Below are 17,140 nucleotides of genomic sequence, written 5' to 3'. Positions count from 1 at the left end.
AGTGTCACGCTCAGGACGCGATACCGCCCGCCTTGACCTTGCTCTCCCGCTGGCCCTTGGCGTCGCGTTGGGCCTTCTCAGCCTGCGCCAGCTTGGCCTCCTCGACCTCGTCTTCGCGGAAGAGCTTTTCGAGCATAGCCTGAGACGTCCGAGCCCGTTCCAAGAGCTTCTCGACATCGGTCGCAAGCTTGTAATCCTCGTTCAGACGCCGCTCGTCATGGTCGCGAAACGTCTGCACGGTGCGGTTCGCCACACGCTCTGAATACCCGAGACCAAGCATCAGCGTCCTCGTGAGATCGAGAGATGCCAGAAACGTCTCGCGCCGCATCGCAGCAACGCCGAGATCGAGCAGCCTGTAGGCATGCATGCGATCGCGCGCCCGCGCATAGATCGGCACATGCGGATAATGCGTCTTGACGATTTCCGCCGCACGCATCGACGCTTCCACGTCGTCGATAGCCAACACAAAGGCTTTCGCCTTGTCAGTTTGCGCAGCCTCCAGAACCTCCGGTCGACTTGCATCGCCATAGAAGGCCTTGTTGCCGAACCGTTTGACGAAATCCACCTGCTCGACACTGATGTCCAGCGCCGTAAACGGCACGCCTTTGGCGCGCAACACGCGGGCCACGATCTGGCCGAACCGGCCGAAGCCGGCAATCACCACATGCCCATCGTTGTCAGGCAGCGGATCGAATGCCCGCATCTCGACCTTCGACTTCTTCGAAAATAGCCGATCGACGCCCAGCAACAGCGGTGTCATCGCCATCGACAGCGTTACGATGACCGCCATGATCTGCGACGACCCACTGCCTAGCACACCCGCCGCTTGTCCAACCGACAGCAAAACGAATGCGAATTCACCGCCTTGCGAAAGCGCGAACGCGAGCCGTCGCGCCGGTCCCGAGTCAAGCCCCTGCCAGCGTCCGAGCAGATACAGAATGACCGACTTGACCACGATCAGGGTGAGAGTTGCCGATATGATCAGTGCCGGCGCCGAAATCAGCAGCCCGAGATTGAGCGACATGCCGATCGCGGTGAAGAAGATACCAAGCAGCAAGCCCTCGAACGGCGCAATGTCGGCTTCAAGCTCATGTCGATAGCTACTCTCTGCGAGCAGCGCGCCAGCGATGAAAGCGCCAAGAGAGGCTGAAAGCCCCACAGCTTCCATGATCAGCGTAATGCCGACGACCGTCAGCAGCGCTGCAGCGGTCATCGCTTCCTTGACCCGCGACAGGGCCACGAGGCGCAGCAACGCATCGAGAACATAACGACCTACGACCACGACCAGAACGATCGTTCCCAAGCCCTTCGCGAGCGCAAAATAATCGATCCCAGTATGGGTCTTGACTGCCGACACGGCGAAGTACGGCGCCAAAGCGATCAGCGGAATGGCCGCGATATCCTGAAACAACAGGATGGAGAACCCTAAACGGCCGTGCCGGGTCGAGAGCTCGCCGTTCTCTTCCATCACCTGAAGTGCGAATGCCGTCGAAGACAGCGCCAGCGCCGTCCCAGCAAACAGCGACGGCTGCCATTCGCTGCCGAGGAAGAAAATGCCGACGCAGGCCAGCGCAAGGCCTGTAATGGCGACCTGCAGCGTTCCGAGCCCGAAGATGGCCTGACGCATGGCCCATAGTCGCCGCGGACGAAGCTCCAGACCGATTAGGAAAAGCAATAGAACGACGCCGAATTCGGCGAAGTGCAGAACCTGCTCGGCGTCCTGCACGGAAAACATGCGCCCAATTCCGTAAGGACCGAGAATGACGCCGGCAACCAAATAGCCAAGCACAGCGGCTATACCGAGCCACCGTGCAAGCGGAGCAGCAAGCGCCAACGCGGCCAACAAGACTGCCAGTTCATTCAGTGTCACATCGTCCCCCGTTGTCGCGGCGCCCTCGCACGCTCAAGGCAATTTAAGCAGAGATCTCCAATACGCCACCCCGCACCGTTGTATGACAACCCAAATCTGGACCACCAATGAACGTGGACTGACTGACGCGCGCAGAATTTCACGTCTTGTCTCGCAGCAGGTGCGACACAGTGAAGTCAATGGATTATTGGCTATCGCCGAAGGAAATCTGCCGGTGATGAATCCAGAGATTTCAATCCGAAATTCTAAGGCAGCGGGTGCGCATCGACGACGAGGCCACCGATCTCTTGCCAACCGTCAGTACCATCGCGAAACCATGAGACATTGGTATAACCAAAGCTCAGCGCCCGTTTCGCGGCATTCCAGCTCATCCAGCAGTTTCGGAGACAGAAAAAGACCAGCGGTTTTGCCTTGTCCCCGGCTGTGAGCTTTTCCAGATTGTGCTTGAAATAATTCTCATACCCGGACGACAGCGCCCCATAGCCGACGTTCGGCAGCCAGACCGCATTTTCGATGGTCATGTGCGTAGTCTCCCGCCAGATCGTACCGGGCGGCAGCCCTGCGGGCTTCGGCGGATGCGGATAAACGTCGATAAACACCGCGTGGCCCTCTGACCAGACTTTCATGGCCTGGCTGCTTGATAGCACCGTAGCGCCCTTCAGCGTCAACGGCACCGGCGACCGATATTTGTCGGTGCGATAGCTATTCGGTTCGGGCGGCGGCGGGCCGACGGGCGACGGCCCGGAAACGTCTTCGGCCAACGCGCGATCAACGGAGACGAGGGCAAGGCAGCCTAACGTACTTGATGCCGCGATCACCGCCGCCAGAAACTTTGGCAAGGCCGATTTCAGCGGCATCCGCGGATCTCCAATGGCAGCCCAAAGAATAGGCCCCGCACCGTCGCCAAACGATGAGCGGGGCCGATATCACTAATGCGTTTTTGCTTAGGGCGTAGCAGCCGCTGGTGCAGGTGTCGTCGCGGCCGCATTCGACGGCGCCGGCAGATCGGTTTCCGACTGTCGCGGCTTGGTGACCATCTCGGTCGATGTATCATCATCGACAAGCAATGGCACGCCGTAGTCGAGCAGCACCTTGTCGATGTCGGCGCGACGCTTGCGGATTACCTCATTGAGTCGCCGCTTCCAGTTGTCGTCTCCGTTACGTACACCCATCGTGATGCGGAACGCGATACGTGCAGCTCCGTTGTCTTTGACGAGGGGAACGACAACCAGCGGCTCACCGTCGCGCTTCGCCCAATAGGCTGCCATCGGTCCCCACAGAATACCGGCTGCAATGTCACCCTTACGGATATCATTCATCATGTCTTCAGCCGGGTTTTCATAGCGGCGATCGACGATCATCGGATAGCCGTGGACGTTGGCCATCAGTCCGTATTTCGCTGCGAGCGTAGCGCCGGCCGAGCCCTGCTGCATGCCGATGCGCTTTCCCTGAAGGCGCGGATCGCTGAGCGATTCAACGCCGTCGAGGCCGGTCCCCTTCTTGTAAATGAGCGCCGAGGTCGAACGATAAATGGCGTTGGTGTTGAGCACCATGTCGTCGCCTTGCCCCCACCCGATCACCAGATCGCAGCGCTTGGCGTTGAGCGTCATGCGAACGAAGCCCGTTGCCTTAGGGAACCACGTATAAACGACAGGAAGTTTCAGTTCGTCGCCGATAATGTTTGCGATCTTGTTTTCGAAGCCCTCGCCTTTCTGGTTCGAAAAGGGAAGATCGGCCGGGTCGGCGCAAACGCGAAGCTCTTTGCGATTGACGAGATCGGCCTTGGGAGTTTCAGCGGCCTGCGCCGCGCCTGCGAATGCAAAGATCATCGACACTGTCGTCGCGATCACTCCGAGCGCCAAAGTCGGCGCTGATAAGTTCGAAATCTTGAGCGCTTGTTTCCTCACGTGAGTAACCTTTTTGTTATGGCGGCGTGAACGTCGCGGCCCTTGATATGGACTGGGGGCACGTCGCGCTTGCGACCCGCCCCCGATCCATTGAATGCCGATAGTCCTGGGCTGCATCACGCGACACCGACGCGCGAGGCAGGCTTCTCATATGAGAAGGTCGGGAAAAACTTCCAGACCTCAGCCGGTGCAGTCGTCGGCAGCTTTCTTGGCTTCCGGCGAGATGTCTTCACGGCCATTCGGGCGACCCGGAGGGAGACCAGTCTTCGGATCGGTTGCGTAGTAGGAACGGGCTTTGATGTAGGTATAGATATCGTCGATGTAGCACATGATGTTCTTATCTTCGCCGAACGACGGCATGACGAACTCTGTGCCACCGCGGTTCACCTTTCGGCCACTCGAAACGGTCGCAATGAAGGTGTTGTAATCCATCGTCTTCAGCGAATCGGCGAGAGCCGGAGCGAACGTGCTGCCTAGCGCGTTCGGACCGTGGCAAACGTGGCAGGCGTCGTGATAGCGACGGAAGCCGTTCCAGGTACCCCAGTCCACCATGTAGTCTTTCGTCACGACCGGCATAGGATCGCCGTCTTTGTTGCGATAACGGCCGTCTTCGAATTTGATGCCATCCTTCTTCGCCAGTTCACTGACAGGGTTCGGATAGACGGCATCGCCATCGGGCTTGCGCGAGCCCGGAGGCGGGGCGTTCGGATCGTCCGGATTGGGAGCGGCATCTTCCGCAACTTGCATCAGCTTCGCAGCGGGAGCCGCCGCGTGTGCTTCGTCAGTCTTCGTCTGCTCCTTCGCAGCGGCAGCGCCTGCAGCCCCGAACGTCATCAATGCGACTGCAAGTGTCTTAATCAACTTGTTCACGAGGATCCTCTTCTCCTGGATTGAATTGCGTGGGTCGCCACCGCCCATTGGTCTTTTTTTATGGAGCCCTTTTTCCGAACGGACCCCTTGTTGCTGTCCGATAGAACAGTGCGCAGGATAAATACCTGCGCAAACTTGCCTGTTAGACTATTACAAATTGTCGCCCTCGTAGCAGATTGTGCCATTTTCTTGAAAGATGTTTTTTCGGCCACTGCATTAATTCGGCGCAATTTTCACGGCAAAGAGCCGGCACGGGTTGCCCCGCACCGGCTCCTGTATGTCTAGGCTCGAGCCTATGGGAGAGCGAACACGGTGAGCGAGCCACCGAGGTTCGTGTACTCCGAGAGGCCAGCGTAGCCACCAACGGCACCGAGACCGTCGGTCGGGTTCGTCAAGCCAGCGGCAAGACCGATACCGGCCCAGCCACCAACGCCCGAGAACACGGCTACGTACTGCTTGCCACCCTGCTCATAGGTCATGGCGTTGCCGATGATGCCCGACGGTGTCTTGAACTTGAACAGTTCCTTGCCGGTCTTCTGGTCGACGGCTTTGAAGTAGCCTTCGAGCGTGCCGTAGAAGGCAACGCCGCCGGCTGTCGTCAGAGCACCTGACCACACCGAGAACTGCTCAGGCTTCGACCAGACGATCTTACCCTTCGTTGCGTCCCAAGCGATGAAGTTACCCATACGCTCCGGCTTATCCGGGCCAGGGAACATCGAAAGCGTGGCGCCGACGTAAGGCTGACCAGCCGTGTACGAGACCTTGAACGGTTCGTAGTCCATGCAGACGTGGTTCGTCGGCACGTAGAACAGCTTGGTCAGAGGCGAGAACGCCGCTGGCTGCTGGTCCTTAGAACCGAGAGCCGCAGGGCAGATGCCCTTTGTGTTGAAGTCCGCGCCGTTCTTGAACGTCGAGTACTTCGCCACACGGATCGGACGGCCATAGTTCGGGCTCGACTTGTCGAGATCGATGCCGGTCGCCCAGTTGACGATCGGATCATACTTCTCGGCAACGAGCGGTTCACCCGTCACGCGATCCCAGGTATAGCCGAAGCCGTTACGGTCGAAGTGAACCGCAACCTTGCGCTCCTGACCCTTGATGTCGAGGGTGGCCAGGATCGGCTCGTTGATGCCGTCATAGTCCCACTCGTCGAACGGTGTCATCTGGTAGGCCCACTTGGCGATACCGGTGTCGACGTCGCGAGCGAACATCGTCATCGACCACTTCTGGTCGATCGGCTTGCCATCCGGTCCCGCACGCTGAGCGGGGTTCCAGGTCGAGGGGTTACCCGTTCCGTAGTAGATCAGGTTGAGGTCCGGATCGAAGGCCATGTAGCCCCAGGTCGAACCGCCGCCGATCTTCCACTGATCGCCGTTCCAGGTCTTGAGCGAGGAGTCCTTGCCGACCGGCTTGCCGAGCGACATGGTCTTCTCCGGATCGACGAGGATGTCGGAGTCAGGACCCATCGAGTAGGCGCGCCACACCTTTTTACCGGTGTTGATGTCGTAGGCGGTGACGTGGCAGCGAACGCCGAATTCGGCGCCCGAGATACCGATGATCACCTTGTCCTTCGTGACGAGCGGAGCACCCGTGCCCGTTTCGCCCTTCTTCGGATCGCCGTCAACGACCTTCCACAGTTCCTTACCCGTCTTCGCGTCGAGAGCGACGAGAGCGGTATCGGCCTGATGGAGGAAGATCTTGCCTTCGGCATACTGCACGCCACGGTTGACCGTGTCGCAGCACATGACGGGGATAACGGACGGATCCTGCTTCGGCGTGTACTTCCAGATGATCTTCTGCTCGTCAGCGAGGTTCAGAGCGTAGACGATGTTCGGGAACGCCGAGTGAAGGTACATCACGTCGCCGATCACGAGCGGGCCGCCTTCATGGCCGCGAAGAACGCCCGTCGAGAACGTCCAAGCCACTTTCAGCTGACCGACGTTTTCGGTCGTGATCTGGTCCAGCTTTGAGTAGCGGGTACCAGCATAGTCACCGGACTGAATTGCCCAGTTGTTCGGATCGCTGGACAACTTGATCACATTCTCGTTCGCCCATGCGGACGCCGAGAATGCGGCAGTTGCCAACAAACCGCATGCGAATGCACTTTTGCGCATCGCGCTTCCTCCGTTTAAGACAAATGTCTTGCCACGCTTGCAAGTCGATCCCGCGAACTGCCGATATCTCCCAAATCCGATCTCAGGTTTTGCGGGATTTTTTCCCGTCTTTGCCCGGCCGGAGCAGGAGTTCTTCACGAAACCGTGTAGAAACCGGTAGTCCGCGTGAACGGGGGGCATGTAGACACTTTTTTTTTCAAGCCGCAACACGAAGTGCGACGATCATTCTCGTGCGGCAAATTAGGACAACCCTTCTGACCCAAAAAACCCCTGTATTTATGGGGGAAAATTGCGTCGCAGCAAAAATGGTGCGCTGCACGTCTAATTGTTCCCGAATGTGAAAATCGCGGCGTCCGATCACAAAAACTCGCGCTTTCGTGAAGGGCGTAAATTCAAATGCCGCGGAAAGAGGCGCATACTAGGAGCTGTAATCAATTGGCTCGCATGCATGACCGATTATCCCTTCATCGTTGGAAAACCTTCCCGAAAAGACTTTCTCCGAGGCGCTGCGCTGACAGCACTGCTGCCACTCCTGCCCCAGATCTCGCGCGCCGAGGCTGAACGGATCGGAGTTCTTGAAATCGCTCCAGGAATTTTCGTTCACGTCGGCAAATACCAGCTCGTGAACAAGGCCAACCGGGGCGACATTTCCAATCCGTGTTGTATCGTCGGCTCGGAGGCGGCTGCCGTCATCGACACCAGTGGATCATTCGCTATGGGAAGCGATCTCCACGCCGCCATCAAGCAGATCACGGACAAGCCCATTCGCTACGTGATCAACACGCACATGCATCCCGATCACGTCATGGGCAATGCCGCCTTCAAGGCGCCAAACCTGGAATTCGTGGGCCATTACAAGCTTCCCGCCGCACTTTACGCGCGTAAGGAAAGCTATCTGGCGAATGCCCGCGAGCGCCTCGGCGAAGCCGCCTTTAAAGGCACCGAAATCATCCCGCCGACGGTGCTCGTCAAAGACACTCTCGAACTCGACCTTGGCAGGCGTGTCCTGACGCTCAAGGCCCGGCCGACAGCTCACACCGACAATGACTTGACGATCCACGACCAACCGACCGGGACGTTCTTTTTAGGCGATCTCTTGTTCTCGGGGCACATTCCGACGCTCGATGGCTCGATCGTCGGCTGGCTCAAGCTCATTCCCGAACTGATGCAGGAAAAGGCCGAGCGCGCCGTCCCAGGCCATGGGCCAAAGTCCATGACTTGGCCTGACGCCATCCTGCCCGTGCAGCGCTACCTGACAGTCTTGGCAACCGACGTCCGCAAGATGATCAAGGACGGAAAAACGCTCGAACAGGCCGTCGCGACTGCGGCTCAGTCCGAGCGCGATAAATGGGCCCTCTTCGACGAGCACAATCCGCGCAACGTCACAGCGGCCTACACCGAGCTTGAGTGGGAATAAAAGACGATGCCGTGCCCGGCGGCCGGTTCCCCTTTGGGGCGTCGCCGGGCACAAACATCAAAAGCAGCGCAATTCGCCTTCAACCTGCGCGCGGCGCAGGTTTTTGACCTTTTCCTGGAATTCCGGCGCGTGGGTCCACGCGACGTTCTCCCCACCCTTCAGGCCGACGGAGATGAGCGTCTCGGCTTCTTCATACTGCGCATAAGGCAGAATGTTTGCGATCTCGTCGATCGAGCACGAGCACTTTTCGAGCATCGGCCGCGTCTGGCCATTTACGGCCATACACGCGTAAACATAGTCGGCGCGCGCAACAGTCGGATAGTCGTTGGCCGGCAATTCCTGCGCCCACAAATGCGTCGTGAAACCTGGAACGAGAATCGCCGCAATCGCGAGAAAACCGCTCGCGCCGGCATTCACAAGACGGCTTTTCATTTGACGTCTCCTACACCATCAAGGGTCAACGTCTCTTTGAGCGACGGACCTTTTTTGTCGTTGTTCGTATAGTCCGAAACCATCTTCGCAAAATAGCCCGGGATCTTGTCCGATAGCGCAATCGTGAATACTGAGCCCTCGAAGCCGTTCATCCGTGCCTTCGCCGGATCGTTGATATAGGGCGTGAGGCTCACGCGATAACCATCGATGGATTGCCCTTTGTAGTCGATCTTTACCGGCGCAATCTTCGCGTCCTGCGCCAAGCTCTTCTTGAACATGTTCTTGAGATAGGCGCCGTCGCCACCGGCAAGAAGCCTGAAATGCGCCACCGCATCGTCGAGATAGACGACGAGCATCGGATTGCCGTCCATGTCGGTGATTTCTTGCGGATCTCTCGCGCGGTCACCCGAATAGATCTGCAGCCGAACGTTCTTTTTGCCCGGTGCGCCATCGCTCTCGACCGTCAGCGTAATGTTATCGGAAAAGCCGGGCCCCAAGGCCTTTGGATCCGATGGCGTGCGCTCGAACTTGTAGACGAGGTTCGTACCCGGCGCGACGGACGCAATGTGAGGCCGTTCGAACAGAATGTCGGCCGGCTTTGGAGTTTCCTCCGCCGATAGGCTGGCCGACGCCATGCACATTACCGCAAGAGCTGCCAGACCGGCATAACGGAATGAAAACTTTGACATAAAGGGCGATCCTCCTAGATCGTCTAGGTAATTTTTCCCGGCTATTTAGCGGGACATGGATCGCTTGAACAGAGATTGAGAGAAATCTGCCAAACACCGCAGGGCCGCTTGCCGGGTTGCAAAACATCCTGAAAGTTGCCGGAAGAACGGCAACTCACAACTTACAAGCCGGTAACCCTGCAAAATTTAACGAAGAAACTTACCGAAGGCGCGCGGCCCGTCAGCGACGGCTGCCCTCCCCGTAACGGCGAGCTTCACGGGATCGATACGAAGCAAAACGTCTTCGCCCCAGCATGAGACGTAAACATTTTTTTCGCCGGGATCGGCTTCAATCCCTTCCGCATGATCGCACGTGTCGATCCGCTTGACCGGAGCGAGCGTTGCCAGATCGAAAACCGTAACCGTCCCTCCGTATTGGTCCGTAACGAACCCTTTCCCCTGTGCGAGCGCCACAGCATAAGGACGGCGTCCTGTCTTGACGCTGCCAACGACTTTCCGCGCTGCAATATCAATGACGGTTGCGTCGTCGCTCTTCACGTTCGCGGTATAGGCACGCTCGCCACGCGCGTCGATCGTAATGCCGAAAGGACGCTTGCCGACCGGAATTGATGCCAGCACCTTACGGCTCGCAACATCAACAATCGAAATTGCATCGCTGTCGCGATCCGCAGACAGGAGCAATTTTCCGTCGGGCGTCACGGCGAGGCCGGAGGGCGAGTCACCGACCCTGATCTCCCCAACCACGGTCAGGCTCTGCGTATCGATGATGCGAACTTTGTGCGTATACCAGTCGGCGACGTACACCTCCGGCCGCATCGGATTGGCTGCGATCCCGAGGGGGCCGCCGTCAAGGAAAAGCCGCCGCTGCACCTTGCGCGCAACGGCATCGACCTCGATCAGCTCCTTGCTGTCGGGCGCAGTGATGTAAGCCGTCGCCTTATCGGGAGAAAGCGCGATGCCGGCAGGCTTGCCGGTCACAGTCAGCCGCGCCGTTTCCTTCATCGTATCGAGATCGACAAAGGACAGCGTATCGGACGTCTGATCCGTCAACAGTGCTTCGTGCGCCGACGCAGGCAAGGCCATCGCGCATACCGCGATCAGGCCTTGCCCAAGCTTCAAAAGGCGCAATTTATGTGCATTTTTACGCACTCAGCCGCCGCTCTCGACCTTCTTCTTCAGGTCCTGGAGACCTTGCTTGTAGAGGTCAGTCACGGCCTTGAGCGCCACTTCGTCCGTCAGGTTCGGCGGCGGATCGTTCAGCATGTAGCCGCGATAGAAACCACCCCACCACGTCACTGTCGACTTATCGGCGCCGTCAGCTTCAACCGTAATGTGCGAGGAGTAATCGTTGACGGGTAGAACCTTCACATCGACCTTCGTGATCTCGTAGGCGTACATGTGATCTTCCGGGTTGTACTTGTCGAGCATCTCTTCGACCGTACCACCGTTCTTGAGTGTGAGTGTACGCGTGGCGTTAACTTCGTTGCCGCCCTTGCCTTCGGTCTTGGCGACGATACCAAGCCAGCTCATGTCCTGGAAGTTACCGACAACTTTCCAGACTTTGTCGACGGGCGCGTTGATCTCAATTGTTTCCGTAACCTTCTGGCGGCTCGGACCATGTGCCCAAGCTGCCCCAGCGAGCGAGAGCGGCGCGAGTCCGACGATCGTTGCGGCGATCACCAAGCGTTTCAGCATACATTTCCTCCGGAGATTTCTGGTGTGGGACCCAGCCCTGAGCCCGACAACGAGCGGGCGGACATTATGCGTGTTCAGCATCGACGGAAAGACGGCAAAATGTGTCGCATTCGATCTGCCCCTTCGCTGTGCTTGACCGTTAGCGTCGCGTTGTTTTACCTGCGCCGGCGTACTTTGGTCGAATCCCGCGGCCGAGAGGCTCTGGGTCCATGAGGAGCTCGATTTGGAATCCGAAAAGTCGAGGAACGGCGCGAACCACTTTGAGAACGTCCCCTGCCCGTTTTGTGGCATCCTTTGCGATGATCTCGATATCGGCCCTTCCGGTGATGGACTGAAAGTCCTCAAGAACGGCTGCGTAAAATCTGTTGCTGGTTTCGAGCGGCCGCTCAGCGAGCCGAAACCGCAGATCGATGGCAAGGACGTTACGCTCGACGAAGCCGTCGCTGCCGCTGCCCGCCTCATCAATGAGAGCCGTCTGCCGATCTTCGGCGGCCTTGGCACCGACGTCGACGGCATTCGCGCGGCCATTGCCCTAGCTGAAAAAGGCGGCGGCATCGTCGATCATGCGCTGAGCGATGGACAATATCGCAATTTCCGTGTGCTCCAGTCGACGGGCTGGGTCTTGACGACGCTGACGGAAGCCCGCAACCGCGCCGATCTCTTCATCGTTGCGGGCAGCGATATCCATCAGCATCACCCGCGCTTCTTCGAGCGCATCGTGTGCAACGAAGCCTCGATGTTTGCTGACGATCCGCCGAAGCGGACAGTCGTGTTCCTTGGCGATCAGCTCGACCAGTCCGCAGTAAAAGGCAAACGCATCGGCGAAGTTCTGTCGTTGCCCGTTCGGCCCGATCGTATCGCCGAAATTCTCGACGCTATGCGCGCCATGAACAAGGGCGGCACCGTCTCGGGCAATAGCATCGGTGGTCTGCCGCGCGCCGCCGTCGAAGATCTCCTCGCGCGTTGTAAAGCAGCGAGCTACGGTGTTATCATCTGGGCGCCGCCGAGCTTGACCTTCCCGAATGCTGATCTCACCGTCCAGGCGATCTCCGAGTTTGTCAAAGAGATCAACCTGACCTCGCGGTTCGCCGGCCTCTCCCTTGGCGGCCATGACGGCGCAACGTCCGCCGGCGCGGTATGCAGCTGGCAGTCAGGCTTCCCGCTGCGCGTATCATATGCGTCCGGAAAACCCGACTATGACCCCGAGCGCTATTCGGCAAACCGTTTGCTCGCGGCGAAAGAAGGCGATCTGCTGTTGTGGCTCTCGTCGTTCTCGTCGAACATTACGGAGCCAGAGACGGACGTCCCGACGATCTTCCTCGGCGCACCTGGCATCAAGCCGTCGCGCACACCGAAGGTCTATATTCCGGTGGGCACGCCGGGCGTCGATCACGCCGGCACAATGGTGCGCGTCGACAATGTCGTCTCACTGCCGTTGAGACAACTTCGCCAGTCGACGCTTCCGCGCGCGGCTGACGTCCTCGAAAAAATTGAAGCTGCCCTCTAGGCACAATTCCGAGATCGCGAATGCTCATCAAGCTCACCGGCGGCAAAGTCTACGACCCCGCGAATGGGGTCGACGGCGAGGTCCGCGATATCTTCATCGAGGATGGCCGCATCGTCTCCCCGGATCCGAATGCCAAGGTCGCGCATGAATACGCGCTCCACGGCAGAGTGATCATGGCCGGCGGCATCGACCCACACTCGCACATCGGCGGCGGCAAGATGACGATCGCCCGCATGATGCTGCCGGAAGATCATATGCACGACACCGTTGCACGCACGGATCTGACGCGCGCGGGCGTCGGCCATGCCGTCCCGTCGACGATGCTGACCGGCTATCGCTACGCCGAAATGGGCTACACCGCCGCGTTCGAACCGGCGATGCTGCCCGCCAACGCCCGCCAGGCGCACATGGAGATGGCCGACACGTCGATCATCGACAAGGGCGCCTTCGTCATGCTTGGCTCGGATGACTTCTTCCTGCGCCAGGTCGCAGGCAAGAAAGACTTCTCCGCAATCAAGGATTATATCGCCTGGACGATGCACGCGGCACAAGCGATCGCCGTCAAGGTCGTCAATCCGGGCGGCATCAGCGCCTTCAAGTTCAATCAGCGCAAGCTCGACCTGAACGAGAAGCACGTCTACTACGGCGTCACCCCGCGGGATATCATCGTCACGTTGGCGCGCGGCCTGAAGGAACTCGGCGTCGTCCATCCGCTGCACGTTCACGGCTGCAACCTGGGTGTACCAGGCGGGTATGAAACGACGCTTGAGACGATCAAGGGCGCGGAAGGCCTGCCGATCCATCTCACGCACATTCAGTTCCACAGTTACGGAACCGAAGGCGATCTGAAGTTCTCATCGGCGGCGGCCCCCATCGCGGAAGCAATCAACGACAATCCGAACGTCTCGTGCGACGTCGGTCAGGTCATGTTCGGCCAGACGTGCACGGCTTCCGGCGACTCGATGCGCCAGTTCGTGACCTCGCGTTCTGCAAGCCCGAAGAAGTGGGTCGTGATGGATATCGAGTGCGACGCCGGTTGCGGTGTCGTGCCGTTCAAGTATCGCGACAAGAGCTTCGTCAACGCGCTGCAGTGGGCGATCGGTCTGGAGCTGTTCCTGCTGGTCAACGATCCGTGGCGTCTCTTCCTCACGACCGACCATCCGAACGGCGGCCCATTCACCTGGTATCCGCACCTCATCCGCTTGCTGATGGACAAAGCCTTCCGCAACGACATGATGCAGAAGATCAACCCGGACGCGCTGAAGTATTCGACGCTGGCCTCGCTCGATCGCGAATATTCGCTCTACGAGATCGCGATCATGACGCGCGCCGGCCCGGCACGCAGCCTCGGCCTGAAGGATCGCGGTCACCTCGGCGTCGGCGCCTGGGCCGACATCACGGTCTATGATGACAATCCGGATCGCGAAGCAATGTTCACGACACCCGAATTGCTGTTCAAGAACGGCGAACTCATCGTGCGCAACGGCAAGATCATCAAGGTCGTCAACGGTGCAACGCACGTCGCGCGGCCGTCGTACGATCCCTCGATCGAAAAATCTCTCAAACCTTACTTCGAAGATTATCACACGATCCGCATGGATAATTTCCGCCTCTCCGATGACGAGATTATCAACGGTGGCCGCGGCTCGCTGATCATCCAACCGACCGGGGCGCGCGTAGCATGAGCAAGACCGTTAACGGTATCTCGATCGACGATACGTTCGCCGAAGCCTTCGGCATGAGCGGCACCGGGATCATCATCACCGCCGACTCGATGAAGTGGGCGAAAATAGCGGCGACGGTTGCGACAGGCTTCGGCACCTCCGTTATCGGCGCCGGCGCTGAATGCGGTATCGATAAGGAACTGTCGGAGGACGAAACGCCTGATGGTCGTCCCGGCGTTCGCATTCTGATCTTCGGATTTTCGCCTGATGCCCTGCTCCCGCAGGTCCGCAATCGTATCGGCCAGTGCGTGCTGACGAGCCCCGGCTCGGCTTGCTATGCGGGCCTCAAGGCCGAAAAGACGATGCCTCTCGGAAAAGGCACGCGTTTATTCGGCGACGGCTATCAGACGGCTAAAAAACTCGGCGATAGCCGCTACTGGCGCGTACCCGTCATGGACGGTGAGTTTATCATCGAGGAAGACACTGGCGTCACGACGGATGCTGTGGGCGGCGGCAACATGTTGATCGTCGGCCGCGACCGCAAAGGCCTTCTCGAAACGGCAGAACACGCCGTCGAAGAGATCGCCAAGATCGACGACGTCATCACGCCGTTCCCCGGCGGCATAGTTCGTTCCGGCTCGAAGGTCGGTGCGAAATACGCCGGCATGCACGCCTCGACTAACGACGCGTTCTGCCCGACGCTGCGCGGCACGGTCAAACACAGTGAGCTATCACCTGATACCCTCGCCGTGCTCGAAATCGTCATCGACGGTCTGACGTCCAAAGCCGTCGCCGACGCCATGCATGCAGGTCTCAAAGCCGTGACGGATGTCGGCGCCAGCCGCGGCGTTACGCGGATCACCGCCGGCAATTACGGCGGCAAGCTCGGACAGCATCATTATCATCTGAAGGATCTGATCTGATGAGCGGCCTCACGCTGCGCTTCAAGGCGCCCGCGACGGAGCGGATCACTCTCGACGGCATCACGCCATCTAAGCTCGCTGCGCTATCGGCACACGAGATCGGCAAGCTAAATGTCGGCATCGAAAAGGGCGGCGTCGCCCTAGGTGACGCATTCGATATTTCCGGCAGCGCCGGCGACACCTTGACCATCGAAGGCGCAACGTCGGAGATTGATTTCGTCGGCGGCGGCCTCGATAGCGGCACGATCCGCGTCATCGGCAATATCGGGTCGTTCGCTGCGCGCCTGATGACCGGCGGCAAGATCGAAGTTCGCGGCAATGTCGGTGACTATCTGGCGTCGGGTTCCACCGGCGGCATGATCCTCGTTTCCGGCAACGCCGGAGACAATCTTGGCGGCGTCGCGACCGGCGATCGTTTCGGCATGCTCGGCGGTACCGTTGTCATCGAAGGCAACATTGGCGCCCGCGCCGGAGACAAGATGCGTCGTGGCGTTATCGTCATCAAAGGCAAGACCGGCCCTGGCGCCGGTTCGCGTATGATCGGCGGCACCATGTGGGCGGAAGGCGGCTTCGGTGCCGAACCCGGTCTTATGATGCGCCGCGGCACACTGATCGGCCCGAGCGTCGAAAGCCTGCTGCCGACGTTCGTCGATTGCGGCAAACACGATCTCGTGATCTTGCGCGTCATCGCCCGCTATCTGAAGGAAACGCTTGGCCATCTCGCGCCTAAGCCCATGCCCTTGTTTGTCCAGAAGATTGGCGGTGACACCGCCACGATTGGACGGGGCGAAATCCTATTGCCTGCGGCTTAGCTGCCGGCCTTTGCGGTTGCCGACATAAGAAACGGATTCCCGGTGCGTAGCGTCTCAGTATGATGACGCTTCAACGACGCATCGCCCGGGAAACCTCGCCATGATCGCCCTCATTTTGTCGGCTTGCTTGACGAACGATCCAAACGTCTGCCGCGACTATAAAATCCCGATTGATGCGGACGTCGACGCAAGAACGTGCATGGCGCATGCCCAGCCGCAGTTCGCCCGATGGTCTGCAGATCATCCCGGCTGGACTGTTAAACGTTGGCATTGCGGTCCGACCAGCGAAGATAAAATCTGAGCTATCAAGCGGCCTGATTGTCAGCCTTCTCGATTATCGGCCTGACGTGGCGATCGAATACTTTTGCGAAGCCACGCTGCTGACTTCGATGACGAACTTCTGCCGGATCGCCCGCTCGAAATCACCGTAACCCAGCGCCGGCAGAACGAAACTGCTCGGACCGCCCATAACATGCTCGCGATACCATTGTTCGAGCGGCGGCTTCCCGCCGGGAACGGCCTTCGGCAGCAGCGCTGAATCCTCGGGCGTGTCGAGCAAGATCGGCAATCCATTGATCGTCACGCCATTGCTGACGAGTTCGTTGCGGACTTTATCGATCGGCTCCTCGGCATTGCAATTGTCGGGGCCGTCGCCCGAAACGTCGATGATGATGCGCGAGGCCTTCGCGGGAATCTGCGGCACGATCTTGTCGTTCGCAGATCGCAGCATCCGCGTCATGCAGGTGAATTCCCCGCCCTGCTGCGGCAGGGATCGCACGCGCTTCGCCGCAGCCAATGCGTCAGCCTTGTTCGCAATCCTGATCCACGGAATGACGAACGACGGCGTGTCGGCCCACGTCACCATGGAAAACAGAATGCCGCCCGCCGAACCGCCGGTAATGGCATCGATGACGCCGGGATCTTCCAGCGCCTTCGCAATACCTTCCATCTGCAGCTTATAGCGGCCTTCGTCGACGGAGTTCGATACGTCGACAGACACAACCAGCGCCGTATCGACCGGCGGCCCCTCTTGCGCGTTGGCAGACATCACGGCGACGCCAACACCGGCGGCAATAGCCAAGATCGCTGCGATGATCGCTCGTCCCTGTCCGACAAAATTAAAAATGCGAGGCTCCTGCAGGCGCGAGCGCGGCGCGAACGCCGAATTCCTACCAAGCTAGCAAACAGGCATGATTGCGCAAGCCATCTGCGCCGGTCGTAATACTCGCGCTTGCTACGC

General features: G+C 59.1%; 15 protein-coding genes. 5 read left to right on the top strand and 10 right to left on the bottom strand.

The features are described 5' to 3' along the window. Nucleotides 1–10: 10 nt before the first annotated feature. The 5 genes from ACLB1Z_RS10455 to ACLB1Z_RS10435 all read right to left on the bottom strand — a co-directional run bounded on the left by ACLB1Z_RS10455 (nucleotide 11) and on the right by ACLB1Z_RS10435 (nucleotide 6,761). On the bottom strand, nucleotides 11–1,870 hold the full coding sequence (locus tag ACLB1Z_RS10455) for a monovalent cation:proton antiporter-2 (CPA2) family protein (protein ID WP_409559805.1): 1,860 nt from the start codon (nucleotides 1,868–1,870) through the stop codon (nucleotides 11–13). A 245-nt stretch (nucleotides 1,871–2,115) separates the two neighbouring features. After that, nucleotides 2,116–2,727, bottom strand: coding sequence for a PQQ-dependent catabolism-associated CXXCW motif protein (locus tag ACLB1Z_RS10450; protein ID WP_409559804.1), 612 nt, complete (start codon nucleotides 2,725–2,727; stop codon nucleotides 2,116–2,118). Between the two features lie 87 nt (nucleotides 2,728–2,814). Continuing rightward, complete coding sequence (locus ACLB1Z_RS10445) at nucleotides 2,815–3,777, bottom strand: substrate-binding domain-containing protein (protein ID WP_409559803.1); 963 nt, start codon at nucleotides 3,775–3,777, stop codon at nucleotides 2,815–2,817. 180 nt (nucleotides 3,778–3,957) lie between these two features. Further along, nucleotides 3,958–4,647, bottom strand: a complete 690-nt coding sequence (locus tag ACLB1Z_RS10440; RefSeq protein WP_409559802.1) for a c-type cytochrome, methanol metabolism-related — start codon at nucleotides 4,645–4,647, stop codon at nucleotides 3,958–3,960. A 293-nt stretch (nucleotides 4,648–4,940) separates the two neighbouring features. Then, nucleotides 4,941–6,761: a methanol/ethanol family PQQ-dependent dehydrogenase gene (locus tag ACLB1Z_RS10435; protein WP_409559801.1), complete on the bottom strand. Its 1,821-nt coding sequence runs from the start codon at nucleotides 6,759–6,761 to the stop codon at nucleotides 4,941–4,943. A 448-nt stretch (nucleotides 6,762–7,209) separates the two neighbouring features. Here ACLB1Z_RS10435 and ACLB1Z_RS10430 point away from each other — a divergent pair, with 448 nt between their 5' ends. Then, nucleotides 7,210–8,178: a quinoprotein relay system zinc metallohydrolase 2 gene (locus tag ACLB1Z_RS10430; RefSeq protein WP_409559800.1), complete on the top strand. Its 969-nt coding sequence runs from the start codon at nucleotides 7,210–7,212 to the stop codon at nucleotides 8,176–8,178. A gap of 57 nt (nucleotides 8,179–8,235) precedes the next feature. Here the strand turns inward: ACLB1Z_RS10430 and ACLB1Z_RS10425 are convergent, their stop codons facing one another. The 4 genes from ACLB1Z_RS10425 to ACLB1Z_RS10410 all read right to left on the bottom strand — a co-directional run bounded on the left by ACLB1Z_RS10425 (nucleotide 8,236) and on the right by ACLB1Z_RS10410 (nucleotide 10,994). Next, the gene (locus tag ACLB1Z_RS10425) at nucleotides 8,236–8,610 is read right to left on the bottom strand and encodes a hypothetical protein (RefSeq protein WP_409559799.1); all 375 of its coding nucleotides are present in this window, start codon (nucleotides 8,608–8,610) and stop codon (nucleotides 8,236–8,238) included. Next, nucleotides 8,607–9,299 carry a hypothetical protein gene (locus ACLB1Z_RS10420; protein WP_409559798.1) on the bottom strand — a complete coding sequence of 231 codons (693 nt, stop codon included), beginning with the start codon at nucleotides 9,297–9,299 and terminating at the stop codon, nucleotides 8,607–8,609. The genes ACLB1Z_RS10425 and ACLB1Z_RS10420 overlap by 4 nt, the downstream gene beginning before the upstream one ends. Before the next feature lie 186 nt (nucleotides 9,300–9,485). Continuing rightward, nucleotides 9,486–10,448 (bottom strand): beta-propeller fold lactonase family protein, encoded by a 963-nt coding sequence (locus ACLB1Z_RS10415; RefSeq protein WP_409559797.1) that lies wholly within the window; start codon nucleotides 10,446–10,448, stop codon nucleotides 9,486–9,488. Then, nucleotides 10,449–10,994 (bottom strand): SRPBCC family protein, encoded by a 546-nt coding sequence (locus ACLB1Z_RS10410; RefSeq protein WP_013947515.1) that lies wholly within the window; start codon nucleotides 10,992–10,994, stop codon nucleotides 10,449–10,451. It lies immediately after the preceding gene. A gap of 223 nt (nucleotides 10,995–11,217) precedes the next feature. Between ACLB1Z_RS10410 and ACLB1Z_RS10405 the strand changes: the two genes are divergently transcribed. The 4 genes from ACLB1Z_RS10405 to ACLB1Z_RS10390 are packed head-to-tail and all read left to right on the top strand — an operon-like array spanning nucleotide 11,218 to nucleotide 15,900. Further along, on the top strand, nucleotides 11,218–12,501 hold the full coding sequence (locus ACLB1Z_RS10405; protein WP_409559796.1) for a formylmethanofuran dehydrogenase: 1,284 nt from the start codon (nucleotides 11,218–11,220) through the stop codon (nucleotides 12,499–12,501). 20 nt (nucleotides 12,502–12,521) lie between these two features. Next, on the top strand, nucleotides 12,522–14,186 hold the full coding sequence (locus tag ACLB1Z_RS10400; RefSeq protein ID WP_409559795.1) for a formylmethanofuran dehydrogenase subunit A: 1,665 nt from the start codon (nucleotides 12,522–12,524) through the stop codon (nucleotides 14,184–14,186). Beyond that, complete coding sequence (gene fhcD / locus ACLB1Z_RS10395; RefSeq protein ID WP_409559794.1) at nucleotides 14,183–15,088, top strand: formylmethanofuran--tetrahydromethanopterin N-formyltransferase; 906 nt, start codon at nucleotides 14,183–14,185, stop codon at nucleotides 15,086–15,088. Before ACLB1Z_RS10400 ends, fhcD begins: the two co-directional genes overlap by 4 nt. Further along, nucleotides 15,088–15,900: a formylmethanofuran dehydrogenase subunit C gene (locus tag ACLB1Z_RS10390; protein WP_409559793.1), complete on the top strand. Its 813-nt coding sequence runs from the start codon at nucleotides 15,088–15,090 to the stop codon at nucleotides 15,898–15,900. The genes fhcD and ACLB1Z_RS10390 overlap by 1 nt, the downstream gene beginning before the upstream one ends. A 334-nt stretch (nucleotides 15,901–16,234) precedes the next feature. Here ACLB1Z_RS10390 and ACLB1Z_RS10385 read toward each other — a convergent pair whose 3' ends face one another. Further along, complete coding sequence (locus ACLB1Z_RS10385; RefSeq protein WP_409559792.1) at nucleotides 16,235–16,948, bottom strand: DUF1194 domain-containing protein; 714 nt, start codon at nucleotides 16,946–16,948, stop codon at nucleotides 16,235–16,237. Between the last annotated feature and the right edge of the window lie 192 nt (nucleotides 16,949–17,140).

The organism is Hyphomicrobium sp. MC8b (assembly GCF_905067615.1).
Lineage (GTDB): Bacteria > Pseudomonadota > Alphaproteobacteria > Rhizobiales > Hyphomicrobiaceae > Hyphomicrobium_B.
Note: the sequence above shows the minus strand (reverse complement) of the source record. Positions and strands in the feature narration are given on the sequence as shown.